The sequence below is a fragment of the Xanthomonas codiaei genome (genome assembly GCF_002939785.1).
In the GTDB taxonomy this organism is placed as follows: Bacteria; Pseudomonadota; Gammaproteobacteria; order Xanthomonadales; family Xanthomonadaceae; genus Xanthomonas; species Xanthomonas codiaei.
In genome coordinates, this window is sequence record NZ_MDEC01000024.1 from 58,812 (window position 1) to 73,165 (window position 14,354).

At 66.9% G+C, this 14,354-nt stretch carries 11 protein-coding genes and 1 pseudogene; 11 read left to right on the forward strand and 1 reads right to left on the reverse strand.

The features are described from left to right. Positions 1 to 50: 50 nt before the first annotated feature. From XcodCFBP4690_RS16230 to XcodCFBP4690_RS16245, 4 genes are all read left to right on the forward strand, one after another. Positions 51 to 1,445: an FAD/NAD(P)-binding protein gene (locus tag XcodCFBP4690_RS16230; protein ID WP_104542486.1), complete on the forward strand. Its 1,395-nt coding sequence runs from the start codon at positions 51 to 53 to the stop codon at positions 1,443 to 1,445. Between the two features lie 390 nt (positions 1,446 to 1,835). Next, entirely contained in the window at positions 1,836 to 4,022 is a 2,187-nt protein-coding gene (uvrD, locus tag XcodCFBP4690_RS16235; RefSeq protein ID WP_104542458.1) for a DNA helicase II, read from the forward strand. A gap of 539 nt (positions 4,023 to 4,561) precedes the next feature. Further along, positions 4,562 to 5,143, forward strand: coding sequence for a sugar O-acetyltransferase (locus tag XcodCFBP4690_RS16240; RefSeq protein WP_104542460.1), 582 nt, complete (start codon positions 4,562 to 4,564; stop codon positions 5,141 to 5,143). Between the two features lie 316 nt (positions 5,144 to 5,459). Then, the gene (locus tag XcodCFBP4690_RS16245) at positions 5,460 to 5,906 is read left to right on the forward strand and encodes a universal stress protein (protein ID WP_104542488.1); all 447 of its coding nucleotides are present in this window, start codon (positions 5,460 to 5,462) and stop codon (positions 5,904 to 5,906) included. Positions 5,907 to 6,191: 285 nt separating this feature from the next. On the opposite strand, the pseudogene tagK reads toward XcodCFBP4690_RS16245, so the two are convergent. Continuing rightward, positions 6,192 to 6,850: pseudogene (gene tagK / locus XcodCFBP4690_RS16250) on the reverse strand (transcriptional regulator TagK). A 292-nt stretch (positions 6,851 to 7,142) separates the two neighbouring features. On the opposite strand from tagK, the gene tssB reads away from it, so the two are divergent. The 7 genes from tssB (at position 7,143) to tssG (ending at position 14,146) form a co-directional block, all read left to right on the forward strand. Beyond that, a complete protein-coding gene (gene tssB, locus XcodCFBP4690_RS16255) occupies positions 7,143 to 7,652 on the forward strand; it encodes a type VI secretion system contractile sheath small subunit (RefSeq protein ID WP_008572540.1) in 510 nt (169 codons plus the stop codon). Positions 7,653 to 7,656: 4 nt separating this feature from the next. Further along, positions 7,657 to 9,150, forward strand: a complete 1,494-nt coding sequence (gene tssC, locus XcodCFBP4690_RS16260) for a type VI secretion system contractile sheath large subunit (RefSeq protein WP_104542462.1) — start codon at positions 7,657 to 7,659, stop codon at positions 9,148 to 9,150. Positions 9,151 to 9,233: 83 nt separating this feature from the next. Then, a complete protein-coding gene (locus tag XcodCFBP4690_RS16265) occupies positions 9,234 to 9,737 on the forward strand; it encodes an Hcp family type VI secretion system effector (RefSeq protein WP_008572542.1) in 504 nt (167 codons plus the stop codon). A gap of 215 nt (positions 9,738 to 9,952) precedes the next feature. Further along, on the forward strand, positions 9,953 to 10,747 hold the full coding sequence (locus XcodCFBP4690_RS16270) for a type VI secretion system accessory protein TagJ (protein WP_104542464.1): 795 nt from the start codon (positions 9,953 to 9,955) through the stop codon (positions 10,745 to 10,747). Between the two features lie 6 nt (positions 10,748 to 10,753). Continuing rightward, on the forward strand, positions 10,754 to 11,257 hold the full coding sequence (gene tssE, locus XcodCFBP4690_RS16275; RefSeq protein ID WP_104542466.1) for a type VI secretion system baseplate subunit TssE: 504 nt from the start codon (positions 10,754 to 10,756) through the stop codon (positions 11,255 to 11,257). Position 11,258: 1 nt separating this feature from the next. Then, complete coding sequence (gene tssF, locus XcodCFBP4690_RS16280) at positions 11,259 to 13,142, forward strand: type VI secretion system baseplate subunit TssF (protein ID WP_104542468.1); 1,884 nt, start codon at positions 11,259 to 11,261, stop codon at positions 13,140 to 13,142. Continuing rightward, positions 13,106 to 14,146 carry a type VI secretion system baseplate subunit TssG gene (tssG, locus tag XcodCFBP4690_RS16285; protein ID WP_104542470.1) on the forward strand — a complete coding sequence of 347 codons (1,041 nt, stop codon included), beginning with the start codon at positions 13,106 to 13,108 and terminating at the stop codon, positions 14,144 to 14,146. The genes tssF and tssG overlap by 37 nt, the downstream gene beginning before the upstream one ends. The last annotated feature ends 208 nt before the right edge of the window (positions 14,147 to 14,354 follow it).

A 14,354-nucleotide genomic window follows, 5' to 3' on the forward strand; every position in this document is an offset into this window, starting at 1 on the left:
CCTGCCGTGGCGCTGCGGGGGCCGGTGCTGCCATCGCCTACAATGCGCGCATGACTGAACTGCGTGAACCAGGCCAAGCGCTGATCGCCATCGTCGGTGGCGGCGCCTCCGGAATGCTGGTGGCGCTGCAACTGCTGCGGCAGGCACGCACGCCGGTGCGGATCGCGCTGATCGAGCCGCACCCGGTGCTGGGCGAGGGCGTGGCGTATTCCACCGCGCGCGCCGAACACCTGCTCAACGTGCCGGCGGCGCGCATGAGTGCGCTGGTCGATGCGCCGCAGGATTTCGTTGCCTACCTGCGCGCGCATGCGTGTTGCCCAGAGCTGGACGATGCGCAGCTGGCGCAGCACTTCGTGGGGCGGCGGCATTACGCGCCGTACCTGCGTGAGCGCCTGCAGGCTGCCGTGGCCGCCAGCCCGGCCAGCCTGCAGCTGCGCAGCGCCCGCGTGCAGCGGCTGCAATCCACGCCGCAGGGCGCGCAGCTACAGCTGGACGATGGACACACGCTGCAAGCCGACGCCGTGGTGCTGGCGGTGGGCAATGCGTTGCGGCCGCTGCCGGTGCGCGGCGCCACCGGCCTGTCGCCAACCCGGCGCGTCGAGGCCTGGGACACCGCGGCAGTGGCTGCGCTGCCGCCGGAGGCGGCGGTGTGCATCGTCGGTTCCGGCCTGAGCATGGCCGACACCGTGGTGACCCTGGCTGCGCAGGCGCATCGCGGCGCGGTGCACGTGGTCTCGCGGCATGGACTGCTGCCGTTGCCGCACGCGCATGGGGGCAGCGCCGATTTCGATCCGCAGCCGTTGCTGGCACTGTCGCTGCGCGCGCGCCTGCGCCGCCTGCGCCAGCATGCGCGGGACGCGCTGGCGCAGGGGCGACCGTGGCAAAGCGTGATGGAACGAATCCGCCCGCTGAGCCAGGCGCTGTGGCAGACGCTGTCGGTGGACGACCAGCGCCGCTTCCTGCGTCACGTGGTGCGCTATTGGGACGTGCACCGCCATCGCATTGCCGCGCCGGTGCATGCGCAGCTGCAGGCGATGCAGGCGCGCGGGCAACTGCAGCTGCACCGCGCGCGGCTGGATGTGGCGTTCGAGGTGGGCGCCTGCGTGCGGGTGAGTGCCGGGGCCGCCAGCGCCGGGCACGCGCTGCAGCTGGATGTGCAGGCCCTGGTCAACGCCACCGGCGTGGAAATGCGCGTGCAGGCGATGCGCAACCCCCTGCTGCAGCAGTTGCTGGGCCAGGGCATTGCGGTGGCCGGCCCGCATGGCATCGGAGTGGACACTGCTGCCGACGGCAGCCTGATCGATGCCGATGGCCAGGCCAACCCGCGGCTGCGGGTGATCGGCAGCCTGCGCATCGGCTCGCTGTGGGAAAGCCTGGCGGTGCCGGAGCTACGCGAGCAGGCTGCGGCGATTGCACGGGATGTGTTGCTGCAGCTGGAGTGCTGATAGGCGTGTGGGGACCGGAAATGCAGCTTGGCTGCCGTCTCCGCCCGTGACGCTGGCTTCTTCGGTAGGCAAAAGCGACGCATAGCGCCGATGAGGGTGCGAGCAAAGCCTCGGGTGACCCGCAATGCGTCGTGGCTGCGCCTCTTGCCCTCACCCCAACCCCTCTCCCGCAGGCGGGAGAGGGGCTCTGCCACGGCGAGCATCCGCCTGCGCTCTTGCAGGCGGGAAAACAATCAGCGTCCCGCCTTCTCTGGCAGGCGGCAGAGCAACCACTGTCCTGTCTTCCCCCGCTTGCGGGGGAAGGTGCCCGAAGGGCGGATGGGGGCAGCAATCCCAACCGCTTCATCGCAATCTCAGCCGCAGCGACGCCACAACCGGTAAAATGCGCCGGTGGATGTCTCTCATTTGCTCGATCATCTGAACCCCGCCCAGCGCGAGGCCGTTTCCGCGCCGCCGGGGCATTACCTCGTGCTGGCCGGCGCCGGCTCCGGCAAGACGCGCGTGCTGATCCATCGCATCGCCTGGCTCAACGAAGTCCAGGGCGTGCCCAACCACGGCATCTTCGCGGTGACCTTCACCAACAAGGCCGCCGGCGAAATGCGCCACCGCACCGACCTGCAGCTGCGCAACGGCAGCCGCGGGATGTGGATCGGCACCTTCCACGGGTTGGCGCATCGCCTGCTGCGCCTGCATTGGCAGGATGCGCGGCTGCCGGAAGGCTTCCAGGTGATGGACAGCGACGATCAGCTGCGGCTGGTCAAGCGCGTGGTGCAGTCGCTGGAGCTGGACGAAGGCAAGTACCCGCCCAAGCAGCTGAGCTGGTGGATCAACGAACAAAAGGACGAAGGCCGCCGTCCGCAGCACATCCAGCCAGAGCCCAACGACGACTGGACCGAGGTGCGCCGGCAGGTGTACGCCGCCTACCAGGAGCGCTGCGACCGCTCCGGCCTGCTGGATTTTGCCGAGCTGCTGTTGCGCGCGCATGAGTTGTTGCGCGATACGCCGGCGCTGCTGGCACACTACCGTGCGCGCTTCCGCGAGATCCTGGTCGACGAGTTTCAGGACACCAACGCCATCCAGTACGCCTTCGTGCGCGTGCTGGCCGGCGAATCGGGCAATGTGTTCGTGGTGGGCGACGACGACCAGGCCATCTATGGCTGGCGCGGCGCCAAGGTCGAGAACGTGCAGCGCTTCCTGAAGGATTTCCCCGGTGCGCAGACCGTGCGGCTGGAGCAGAACTACCGTTCCAGCGCCAATATCCTGGGCGCGGCCAATGCGGTGATCGCGCACAACCCGGACCGGATCGGCAAGCAGTTGTGGACCGACTCGGGCGATGGCGACCCGATCGATCTGTACGCGGCCTATAACGAAGTGGACGAAGCGCGCTATGTGGTCGAGCGTGCGCGGCAGTGGGTGCGCGATGGCGGCAGCTATGGCGAAGTGGCGGTGCTCTATCGCAGTAATGCGCAGTCGCGCGCGCTGGAAGAGGCCCTGATCTCCGAGCAGTTGCCGTATCGTGTGTATGGCGGCATGCGCTTTTTCGAGCGTGCGGAAATCAAGGATGCGCTGGCCTACCTACGCCTGCTCACCAACCGCAGCGACGACGCCGCGTTCGAACGCGCGGTCAATACGCCTACCCGCGGCATCGGCGACCGCACGCTGGACGAAGTGCGCCGGCTGGCGCGCGCCAATGCGCTGTCGTTGTGGGAAGCGGCGATGCTGGCCACGCAGGAAAACAACCTGGCCGCGCGTGCGCGCAACGCCCTGGCCGGCTTTTTGAGCCTGGTCGGCCAGCTGCATGCCGAGACCGGGCAGATGGACCTGGCCGAACGCATCGACCACGTGCTGGTACGCTCGGGCCTGCGCGAGCACTGGGCCAAGGAAAGCCGCGGCGGGCTGGATTCGGAATCGCGCACCGAGAACCTGGACGAACTGGTCTCGGTGGCCTCGCGCTTCACCCGGCCGGACGACGAGGACAGCCAGGGCATGACCGAGCTGGTGGCGTTCCTGGCCTACGCTTCGCTGGAAGCCGGCGAAGGCCAGGCGCAGGCCGGCGAGGAAGGCGTGCAGCTGATGACGCTGCATTCGGCCAAGGGCCTGGAGTTCCCGATCGTGTTCCTGGTCGGGCTGGAAGACGGCCTGTTCCCGAGCGCGCGTTCGCTGGAAGAAACCGGCCGGCTGGAAGAAGAGCGCCGCCTGGCCTACGTCGGCATCACCCGCGCGCGACAGAAGCTGGTGCTGTGCTATGCCGAATCGCGGCGCATCCACGGCCAGGACAACTACAACGTGCCCTCGCGCTTCCTACGCGAGATCCCGCGCGATCTGCTCAACGAAGTGCGCCCGAAGGTGCAGGTCTCGCGCACCGCCTCGCTGGGCGCGGCCCGCGGCGGCCCGGTGCACGGCATCGTGGAGACGGCGCCGATCAAGCTGGGCGCCAATGTCGAGCACCCCAAATTTGGGGGCGGCGTGGTCGTGGACTACGAAGGTGCCGGCGCACATGCGCGGGTGCAGGTGCAGTTCGACGAAGTCGGCGCCAAGTGGCTGGTGATGGCCTACGCGAATCTGACGGTGGTGTAGGCGGGTTGCTTTCGGTGGTGTGATGCTGCCTTGAACCATGGCAACCGGTTGCGCTGGAGCAAGCCGTAGCGGTCCTGGCACGGGCGCAGGTCACGGCGCCAGTGGTGACTGCGCCGCCAGCCGGCCGTTGAGATCTCCCGCCTTGGTGGTGCCCCTCACCCCATCCCCTCTCCCGCAGGCGGGAGAGGGGCAAGTGTGTGCACTGGCGTGAGTTCCCATGCCGTTGAGACATCGGGCTGGCAAACGCCCCGCTTGGCTCCCTTCCCCCGCTCGCGGGGGAAGGTGCCCGAAGGGCGGATGGGGGCAGTCGATCAGCTCATCCAGAACTTTCCAGCATCCATCGCCCGCATTGCCAGGGCAAGAAGGCCGCGCGTGTTTGTGCCTCGATGACAGCGCCGCGCCGCGACTGCAAGATCCAGACATCCGTTGTTGATGGACACATCAACCTTCCTCGACCCATTGGTGCATCGCGCGATGCATTCGTCGCTGCATCCGTGACACCCTGCAGGCCGACTTCACGACATGCAGGACGCGGTGCCATGCGGACAGAAAAACAGAAAATGCTGGCAGGCGAACTGTACAACGCTACCGACGCGCAGCTGCAGGCCGAGCAGGCGGCTGCGGCCGAGTGGATGGTGCGCTACAACGCGGCGGTGCTACAGACAGCCGTGCAGCGACATGCCATGTTGCGCGAGCGCCTGGCCGAAGTCGGCGACGGTGCGGTGATTCGCGCGCCGTTTCATTGCGATTACGGCTACAACATTCGCCTGGGCGCCGGGGTGTTCCTCAACTTCAACTGCGTGATCCTGGATATCTGCGAGGTGCGCATTGGCGAGGGCACGCAGATCGGCCCCGGCGTGCAGATCTACGCGGCCGATCACCCGCGCGATGCCGCCGGACGTGCCAGCGGCCTGGAATTCGGGCGGCCGATCCGCATCGGGCGCAATGTGTGGATCGGCGGCGGGGCGATCATCCTGCCGGGCGTGACCATCGGCGACGATGCGGTGATCGGCGCCGGTGCGGTGGTCACCCGCGATGTCCCGGCAGGGGCGACCGCGGTCGGCAATCCGGCACGCCTGCGCGAGACGCGCCCGGACCCGGACGCGGTGGCCACCGATTGAGCGTCATGTGTGCCAGTCTTCGTCGTCCATCGCACATGCGCTGCGCGCGGCATGCATCGTAGAGGCAGGAATAGCGGTCGTAGGGCACAAAGACACCAGCAGCAACGAGGCAATTGCAACCAGGCAGGCAATCCGACCAGCAACAGCAGCAGTCCGTTGCCGTCCATGCAGCAACATCGGCAGCATCGAGCCAACCCCCGCCTCAGCACAGCCAGCAGCACCGCCGCATTGATCCGTATCACGGCCTGGTCCACCCGCACATGCCACCGTGTGTTCAAGTCCACCGGCAGCAATGCCATCCTTGCAGGAGGTCACCATGTACAAACGCATTCTCATCGCCATCGATGCATCCGAACTGTCGCATCGAGGCCTGTTTCAAGGGTTGGAGCTGGCCAAGGCCACCGGCGCCAAGGTCGATATCGTCACCGTGTCCGAGCCGTGGGCGATGGGCATGTACGATGCGATGGGCTGGAGCGTGGGCTACGAGGCCAGCCCGGAGTACCGCAAGGAACGAGAAGCGGCGGCCGAAAAGATCCTGCGCCCTGCGCTGGAACTGGCCGCGGCAGCCAACATCAAGGCGACCCCACGGCATGTACTGGACCGCTTCGCGGCCGAAGGCATCGTGCAGACCGCCGAGGAATGCAAGAGCGACCTGATCATCATGACCTCGCATGGCCGCCGTGGCATGCGGCGCATGCTGCTTGGCAGCCAGACGGTGGAAGTGCTGACCCACAGCACGATCCCGGTGCTGGTGATCCGCTGATCGCCGGTGCGAGGCTGTCGATCGTCAGCTACACCGGCGACCCCCCGCGTTGTTTCATCTGGGAGCGCACCCGGGCCCGACGCGGGGTGCCGAGAATGTCGCATTGGAGTACCGCTACCTCGCGTCCATACTCTGCTTTGAGCCCGCGGCAGACAGGACAGGAGCGCGATGGGCGGGCGCGTAGCCCGATCCATGCATCTTCGTAGGAGTACGCCCGCGCGACGGGTGTCACCGGCCTGCCCATTGCGCGTGCAGACCTGCTCCCGAGAAGCACCCAGCTGGCGCTCAGGCGTCCAGCGGCTCCAGCCGCGCCGAGGCGTTCTGCGCCGGTCGTGCCAGGCGGCGTAACGCTTCGGTATGCACCAGCGGCGCGCTATAGGTCGCCGGCACGCCACTGCGTAATGCGCTGGGCGCTGGTTGCGGCACGTCCTGGCTCAGCTCGCGCATGAAGCGCCACATCGGCATGTAGTGGCCGCGGCGCGGTGGCGGTGCATGCGGTTTGGCGCGGCACTGGCGGCGCCACTGCATCGGCGGCATGCCGAAGCGCTGCTGGAAGGCGCGCTGGAACTGCCGCTCGGAGGCAAACCCCATTTCGTACAGCAGCCAGGTCAGGCTGCAGTCCGGATAGGCCTGCAGATAGCGATGCGCGGTGCATAGCCGCTGCTCGCGGATGTAGCTGGCCACGCCGCCACGCGACTGGAACAGCCGGTACAGCGAGGCGCGCGAGAGCGCGAACGCCTGTTGCAACGAGTCGGTGCCAAGCTCCGCCTCGCCGATGTGCTGCTCGATATAGGCCAGCAGATCGATCATCAACGGCGTCTGCGCGTCCATGGTGGCGCACGCCTGCGGAACGATGGCGCTGTAGTAACTGATGCTCATGCGGTGCTGCCTGCGGCCCACTCCCCGGGGCCTGTCCCTGGATCAACCGAAAAAAGCAGCGGCAACCCATCACGCGCCTTTCACGAAGTCCGCAGCGCATCACGCATCGGTGCGATTGAGACGATTTGTCGGGTGGGCGTTTGGCGCCATTCCTAGACTCGCCGCAGCGCTGAGAAAGCGTCATCGCACGGCCTGCCGCTTCGGTCCGCGTGGTGCGCGGCAGTTGCGGGATGGCCCGCAGCACCGGCGTCGCACGCAGGCTGCAGGCCATCCGCCGGGCCGGCGACATCCAAGCCACAAGGCAGCGCCCGTGCCGAGCACGGTGGCGCAACGGGCAAGCTCAATCGGAGATCAGGCATGGCCAGCAGTCAGAAGTTTATCGCCCGCAACAGGGCGCCACGCGTGCAGATCGAATACGACGTGGAAGTCTACGGCGCGCAGAAGAAGGTGCAGATTCCGTTCGTGATGGGCGTGATGTCGGACCTGTCCGGCGCCAATGCCGGCGAGCTGCCATCGCTGGACGAGCGCAAGGCGCTGGAGATCGATGTCGACAACTTCGACAGCCGGCTGCAGTCGATGCGCCCGCGCGCCCAGTTCAAGGTGCCCAACACCCTCACCGGCGAAGGCGAGCTGGCGGTGGACATCACCTTCGAGAGCATGGACGACTTCTCGCCGGCCGCCATCGCACGCAAGGTCGCACCGCTGGCCAAGTTGCTGGAAGCGCGCACCCAGCTGGCCAACCTGGACACCTACATGGATGGCAAGGCCGGTGCCGAGCAGCTGATTGCCAATGCCATCCGCGACCCGGCCTTGCTGCAGTCGCTGGTGTCGGCGGCCAAGCCCGCCTCCGAGCCGGAAGGAGCCTGACGCCATGTCCGCTACCGAAGCCGCATTGGCCAGCAGCAGCACCGAAACAGCCGAGCAGGGCGATTTTGCCGCGCTGCTCAATCGCGAGTTCCGCCCCAAGAGCGAGCGCGCCAAGGAAGAAGTGGAATCGGCGGTGCGCACGCTGGCCGAGCAGGTGCTCGCGCGCAGCGACGTGGTCGGCGAGGACGTGTCGCAGACCATCAAGGCCTATATCGCCGAGATCGACCGCACGCTGACCGAGCAGCTCAACCAGATCCTGCATCACGCCGATCTGCAGCAGCTGGAAGGCGCCTGGCGCGGCCTGCACTACCTGGTCAACAACACCGAGACCGACCAGCAGCTCAAGATCCGCGTGCTCAACATCAGCAAGAAGGAACTGGGCAAGGTACTCAAACGCTACAAGGGCACCGCCTGGGATCAGAGCCCGATCTTCAAGAAGGTCTACGAGCAGGAATACGGACAGCTCGGTGGCGAACCGTATGGCTGCCTGGTCGGCGACTATTACTTCGACCAGAGCCCGCCGGATGTGGAGCTGCTCAACGGCATCGCACAGGTGGCCGCGGCCGCGCACGCCCCGTTCATTGCCGCGGCCGCGCCCAAGTTGATGGGCATGGACAACTGGAACGAGCTGTCCAACCCGCGCGATCTGGCCAAGATCTTCTCCACGCCCGATTACGCCGCGTGGCGTTCGCTGCGCGAATCGGAAGATTCCAAGTACATCGGCCTGGCGATGCCGCGCACGCTCTCGCGCCTGCCGTACGGCGCAGCCACCAGCCCAGTGGACGAGTTCGATTTCGAAGAAGACACCGCCGGCGCCGATTCCAGCAAGTACACCTGGCAGAATGCGGCCTATGCGATGGCGGTGAACATCAACCGCTCGTTCAAGCAGTACGGCTGGTGCTCACGCATTCGCGGCATCGAATCCGGCGGCGCGGTGGAGGGCTTGCCCACGCACACCTTCCCCACCGACGACGGTGGCGTGGACATGAAGTGCCCCACCGAAGTGGCGATCACCGACCGCCGCTCGGCCGAGCTGGACAAGATGGGCCTGATGCCGCTGGTGCATCGCAAGAATTCGGACATGGCCGCCTTCATCAGCGCACAGTCCTTGAACAAGCCCGACGAGTACGACGACCCGGATGCCACCGCCAATGCCGCACTGGGCGCACGCCTGCCTTACATGTTCGCGTGCTGCCGGTTTGCGCATTACCTCAAGTGCATCGTGCGCGACAAGATCGGTTCGTTCTCCGATCGCGAGCAGATGCAGAGCTGGCTGACACGCTGGGTGACGCAATACATCGACGGCGACCCGTCCAACTCCAGCGAAGAAACCAAGGCACGCAAGCCGCTGGCCGCGGCCGAAGTGGTGGTGGAGGAAGTGGAAGGCGCGCCGGGCTATTACAGCTCCAAGTTCTTCCTCAAGCCGCATTACCAGCTCGAAGGCCTGACCGTGTCGCTGCGCCTGGTCTCGCGCCTGCCCTCGGCCGCCAAGGCCTGATCCGACGCATTCGCGTCACGGGCACGACGCCACTGCGCGTTGCGCCACCCCTGTGTTGTCACTTTCATTGAAGGAGCAGTTCCATGGCGTTCGACATGCACATCAAGTTCGGCAGCGGCAAGGTCAAGATCGAAGGCGCGTCCAACCACAAGAAGCACAAGGGCGAAATCCCGATCCTGGCCTGGTCGTGGGGTGCGAGCAATTCCGGCGACCTGCATACCGGCGGCGGCTCGGCCAGCGGCGGCAAGGCGCATATCCAGGACATTTCCATCACCAAGTACGTGGACGGCTGCTCCAACGCGCTGCTGGATGCAGTGTGCACCGGTGCACGCGTGGAAAACGCCTGGCTGTACGTCACCAATGCCACCGGCGAGCAGAGCGACTTCCTTACGCTGGAACTGAGCGAAGGTGTGCTGATCACCTCGCTGTCCACCGGCGGGTCCGGTGGCGAAGACCGCCTGACCGAAAACGTGACGCTACACTTCGGCAAGTTCAAGTATGGCTTCCAGCCGCAGGACGACAAGGGCGCGGCGCAGGGCGGGGCGAAGGAATTCACCTACGACATCCAGGGCGTGGCCAAGGCATAAGGCGCCAAGCACACCGCGTGCGCGATCGCCCGATCGCAGACGGCGGAGCGGATGGGAGATCGGCATGCACCACGCGTCCATGCCGGCTGCATCGCGCCGCCTGCGGTTCTCCGGCAACCGCGCGCGTGGATGTGCTGCTGCACGCGGTGCCTGCAATGCAATGACCGGCGGTGTCCACAGCGACACCGCCCCCTTCTTCGATGAGGACATGCGCGATGGATGCCACCGCACACAGCCTGCTTGCCCGCGGCGAGCCGGCGCAGGCCTTGCAGCAGCTGGTACAGCAGGTACGCCGGCAACCGGCCGATGTGGCGCAGCGCGTGTTCCTGTTCCAGCTGCTGGCCGTGCTGGGCCAATGGTCGCGTGCGGCCGACCAGCTTCGTGCCTGCGGCGAGCTGGATGGCGCCACCCAGCCGTTGGTGCAGACGTATCTCACCGTGCTGCAGGGCGAGCAGACACGCGCCCAGGTGTTCGCCGGCACCCAATTGCCGCACGTGATCGGCGAGCCGGCCGAGTGGCTGGCCCTGCACCTGCAGGCGCTGCGCCTGTCTGCACAAGGCTATGGCGCGCAGGCGAATGCGCTGCGTGCGCAAGCCTTCGAACTGGCACCGGCAAGCGCGGGCGTGCTCGATGGCGAGCGCTTCGAATGGCTGTCCGATGCCGATGCCCGCTTCGGGCCCTGCATCGAACTGATACTCGAAACTGGCTATGCGTGGGCGCCGCTGCAGCAGATCCATCAGTTGCGCTTCGAAGCGCCGGTGGACCTGCGCGATACCGTGTGGGCACCGGTGAGCGTGTTGTGGCGCAATGGCGGGCAGGCGTTTGCGTACATGCCGGTGCGGTATCCCGGTAGCGAACACCTCGATACCGGCGAGCTGCAGCTGGCGCGCCGTACCGAATGGACCGAAGGTGCGCAGGGCGAGATCGGCCTGGGCCAGCGCATGTGGAGTACCGAGTCGCGCGAGGTGGCGTTGCTGGACGTGCGCCACCTGCAGTTGGACCTGGGCTGAGCCACCATGGCCGAGCTCACCACCACCGAACGCCTGCAGCCCTCGCTGCTGGACCGGCTGACCGACACCACGCCCAGCCAGCGCGAAGAGAGCCGCGAGCAACGTGTGATCTCGGCCACGCGCCTGCGCGAATGCGTGATCCGCGATCTTTCTTGGCTGTTGAATGCGGTGAACCTGGAGACCAGCCATCCGCTGGGTGCGTATCCGCAGGTGCAGCGCTCGGTGCTCAACTTCGGTATCCCGGATCTGGCCGGTGTGGCAGTGACCGGTATCGATGCGGCCGCACTGCAACAACGCATTCGCGAGGCAATCCTGGCGTTCGAGCCACGGCTGATTGCCGATACGCTGCGCGTGAGCGTGCATGCCGATGCCACGCGCATGGACCGGCGCTCGCTGCTGTTCACCATCGAATCGGAGATGTGGGCGCAGCCGCTGCCGTTGAACCTGTACCTGAAGACTGCGCTGGACCTGGAAACCGGCCGGCTCGATGTCGTCGAAGGGCATGGCTGAGATGGACCCGCGCCTGCTCCCCTACTACAGCCGCGAACTGCAGCATGTGCGCGACATGGGCGCGGAGTTTGCGCGCGAGTATCCCAAGATCGCCGGGCGGCTGGGCCTGGATGCGTTCGAATGCGCCGACCCGTACGTGGAGCGCCTGCTCGAAGGCTTCGCATTCCTGGCTGCGCGCGTGCAGCTCAAGCTGGACGCGCAATACCCGGTATTCACCCAGCACCTGCTGGAAATGGTCTACCCGCATTACCTGGCGCCGCTGCCGTCGATGGCGGTGGTGCAGCTGCAACCGGACCTCAAGGACAGCGGCCTGGCCGCAGGCGTCAGCGTGCCGCGTCACAGCGCCCTGCGCAGCCTGATCGGCGCCGGCGAACGCACCGCCTGCGAGTTCCGCACCGCGCATGCGGTGACCTTGTGGCCGTTGCATCTGGCCGAAGCCAAGTATCTGGAATCGCCGGCCGCCCTGGCCGCTGCCGGTATCACGTTGCCGGCCGGGCGCGTGGTGCGTGCCGGCGTGCGGCTGCGCTTGGAGCTGGTAGGCGGTGCGCAGGTACAAGCGCTGGCGCTGGACCGGCTGCCGCTGTTCCTGGCCGGCGCCGACGGCTTGCCCAAGCGTCTGTACGAACAGCTGCATGCCGACACCGCCGCGGTGGTGGTGCGTGGCAGCGATGCCAGCGGTGGCACGCTGGAGATGACACTCGGTGCCGATGCAGTGCAGACGCGCGGCTTTGCCGACGAGGATGCCTTGATTCCCTACGACGGCCGCTCGTTCAGTGGCTACCGCCTGCTGCAGGAATATTTCGCCTGCCCCGAGCGCTTTCTGTTCGCCGAACTTGCCGGCCTGCGCGCACCGTTGCGGCGGCTGCACGGCAGCAGTTTCGAGGTGGTGGTGTTGCTGCAACGCAGCCTGCCCAGTCTGGCTGCCGCGGTCGGCGCCGAACACTTCAAGCTGTTCTGCACTCCGGCGATCAATCTGTTCCCGCGCCGCGCCGACCGCATCCATCTGCAGCCGGGCGCGCATGAATATCATGTATTGGCCGACCGCACCCGGCCGATGGATTTCGAGATCCATCATCTGGGCGAAGTGGAAGGCTTCGGCGACCGCCAGGAGCCGGAGCAGCGCTTCACCCCGTTCTATGGCGGCGACGCACGCAGCTGGCATGCACGGCACGGCGCGTTCTACAGCATGCGCCGCGAGCCGCGGATGCTGTCTGCGCGGCAACGGCGCGACGGGGCGCGTTCCAGTTACGTGGGCAGCGAGGTCTTCGTCAGCCTGGTCGATGCCAATGACCAGGCGCAGGCCAGCAGCCTGCGCCAACTCGGCCTGCAGCTGTGGTGCACAAATCGCGACCTGCCGCTGCATATGCCGGTGGGCAAGGGCGCAAGCGACTTCACCATGGACAGCGGCGTGCCGGTGCGCGGCGTGCGCTGCGTAGCCGGGCCGACCAAACCGCGTCCGGCGTTGTCCGATGGGCAGACCGCATGGCGCCTGCTCAGCCAGTTGCAGCTCAATTACCTGTCGTTGTTCGAAGACGGCCCCAATGGCGCGGCCGCGCTGCGCGAGATCCTCACGCTGTATAGCGACCCGTTCGATGCGTCCGCGCAACGCCAGATCGAAGGCATCAAGCACGTGACCGGCACGCCGATCGTGCGGCGCATTCCGGTGCCCGGCCCGATCACCTTCGGTCGCGGCCTGGAGATCACCCTCACCTGCGAAGACGCGGCGTTCGAAGGTACCGGCGCCTTCCTGCTGGCCTCGGTGCTGCGGCACTTCTTTGCGCGCTATGTCTCGGTGAATTCCTTCACCGAAACCGTGCTGCGCACCACCGAACGCAACGAGGTGGCCCGATGGCCAGCCCAGCCCGGCACGCGCCCGCGCCTGTGAGCGCAGCGGCTGCCGCGCTGGCACAGGCGCTGCAGACCCGGCCACAGGATTTCAGTCCGTTCGCCGCCTTGCGCGCGATCGAGCGCTGCCATCCGCAGCATCCTCGCCTGGGCGAATCCGCCCGCGCCGTGGACGATGCGGTGCGCCTGCGCCACACGCCGTCGCTGGCGTTCGCACCGCATGCACTGGACCGCTACACGCCAGCAAACGACGACCAGCCCGCCGCGCTGTATGGTGTGTTTCTGGGTCTGTTCGGTCCCAATGCGCCATTGCCTTTGCACCTGACCGAGTACGCCATCGAGCGTGCGCAGCAGGCCAAGGACGGTACCTTTGCCGCGTTTGCCGATGTGTTCCATCACCGCATGCTCAGCCTGTTCTACCGCGCGTGGGCACAGGCGCAGCCCGCCGTGCAGGCCGAGCGCGCAGCCTGCGATCAGTTCCGCGGCTGGCTGGATGCGCTGGTCGGCATCGCCAGCCCGCACCTGCGCGAGCGCGATGCATTGCCGGACGATGCGCGTCGGTACTACGCCGGTCGCCTGGGTGCAGCCACGCGCACGCCCGAGGGCCTGCGTGCGCTGTTACAGCAGTTGTTCGAGTGGCCGGTGCAGGTGCAGGAATTCATTGCCGAATGGATGCGGCTGCCTGCCGACGCGCAATTGCAGCTGGGCCTGGGCCCGCGCAACGCGCAGCTCGGCGTGGACAGCGTGGTCGGTGCACAGGTGCGCGGCGCGCAACAGCGCGTGCGCATCCGGCTGGGGCCATTGCCACGCATCGCGTTTCAACGCTTCCTGCCCGGCGGCCAGGCGCTGCGCCAGCTAACCGCCGCGGTGCGCAGCTATCTGGGTGAGGAGTTCGGCTGGGAGCTGCAGCTAGTGCTCAAGGCCGACCAGGTGCCCACCCCGCAGCTGGCGCGCAACAGCCGGCTGGGCCTGGACACCTGGATCGGCCGCCGCGCCTGGAGCATCGCCGACGCCGACGAGGTGTTGCTGCGCCCATCGGGCTGACGCGCACCGCTCTCACTTTCGCACACACGCAACGTACCGACTTCGAAGGACGCATCATGGCCGAGATCTCCCGCAGTGCCCTGTTCGGCAAGCTCAACCCGCTGGCGTATCGCGGCATCGAGAGCGCCACCGTGTTCTGCAAGCTGCGCGGCAACCCGTACGTGGAGCTGGTGCACTGGCTGCATCAGTTGCTGCAGCTGCAGGACTC

What these genes read in the sequence shown, in the direction of transcription:
- XcodCFBP4690_RS16245 (WP_104542488.1), top strand. Translation starts at nt 5,460, where the DNA reads ATGTACAAACGCATTCTCATCGCCATCGATGCATCCGAACTGTCGCAT.
- tssC (WP_104542462.1), top strand. Translation starts at nt 7,657, where the DNA reads ATGTCCGCTACCGAAGCCGCATTGGCCAGCAGCAGCACCGAAACAGCC.
- tssG (WP_104542470.1), top strand. Translation starts at nt 13,106, where the DNA reads ATGGCCAGCCCAGCCCGGCACGCGCCCGCGCCTGTGAGCGCAGCGGCT.
- XcodCFBP4690_RS16230 (WP_104542486.1), top strand. Translation starts at nt 51, where the DNA reads ATGACTGAACTGCGTGAACCAGGCCAAGCGCTGATCGCCATCGTCGGT.
- XcodCFBP4690_RS16270 (WP_104542464.1), top strand. Translation starts at nt 9,953, where the DNA reads ATGGATGCCACCGCACACAGCCTGCTTGCCCGCGGCGAGCCGGCGCAG.
- XcodCFBP4690_RS16240 (WP_104542460.1), top strand. Translation starts at nt 4,562, where the DNA reads ATGCGGACAGAAAAACAGAAAATGCTGGCAGGCGAACTGTACAACGCT.
- tssB (WP_008572540.1), top strand. Translation starts at nt 7,143, where the DNA reads ATGGCCAGCAGTCAGAAGTTTATCGCCCGCAACAGGGCGCCACGCGTG.
- tssE (WP_104542466.1), top strand. Translation starts at nt 10,754, where the DNA reads ATGGCCGAGCTCACCACCACCGAACGCCTGCAGCCCTCGCTGCTGGAC.
- tssF (WP_104542468.1), top strand. Translation starts at nt 11,259, where the DNA reads ATGGACCCGCGCCTGCTCCCCTACTACAGCCGCGAACTGCAGCATGTG.
- XcodCFBP4690_RS16265 (WP_008572542.1), top strand. Translation starts at nt 9,234, where the DNA reads ATGGCGTTCGACATGCACATCAAGTTCGGCAGCGGCAAGGTCAAGATC.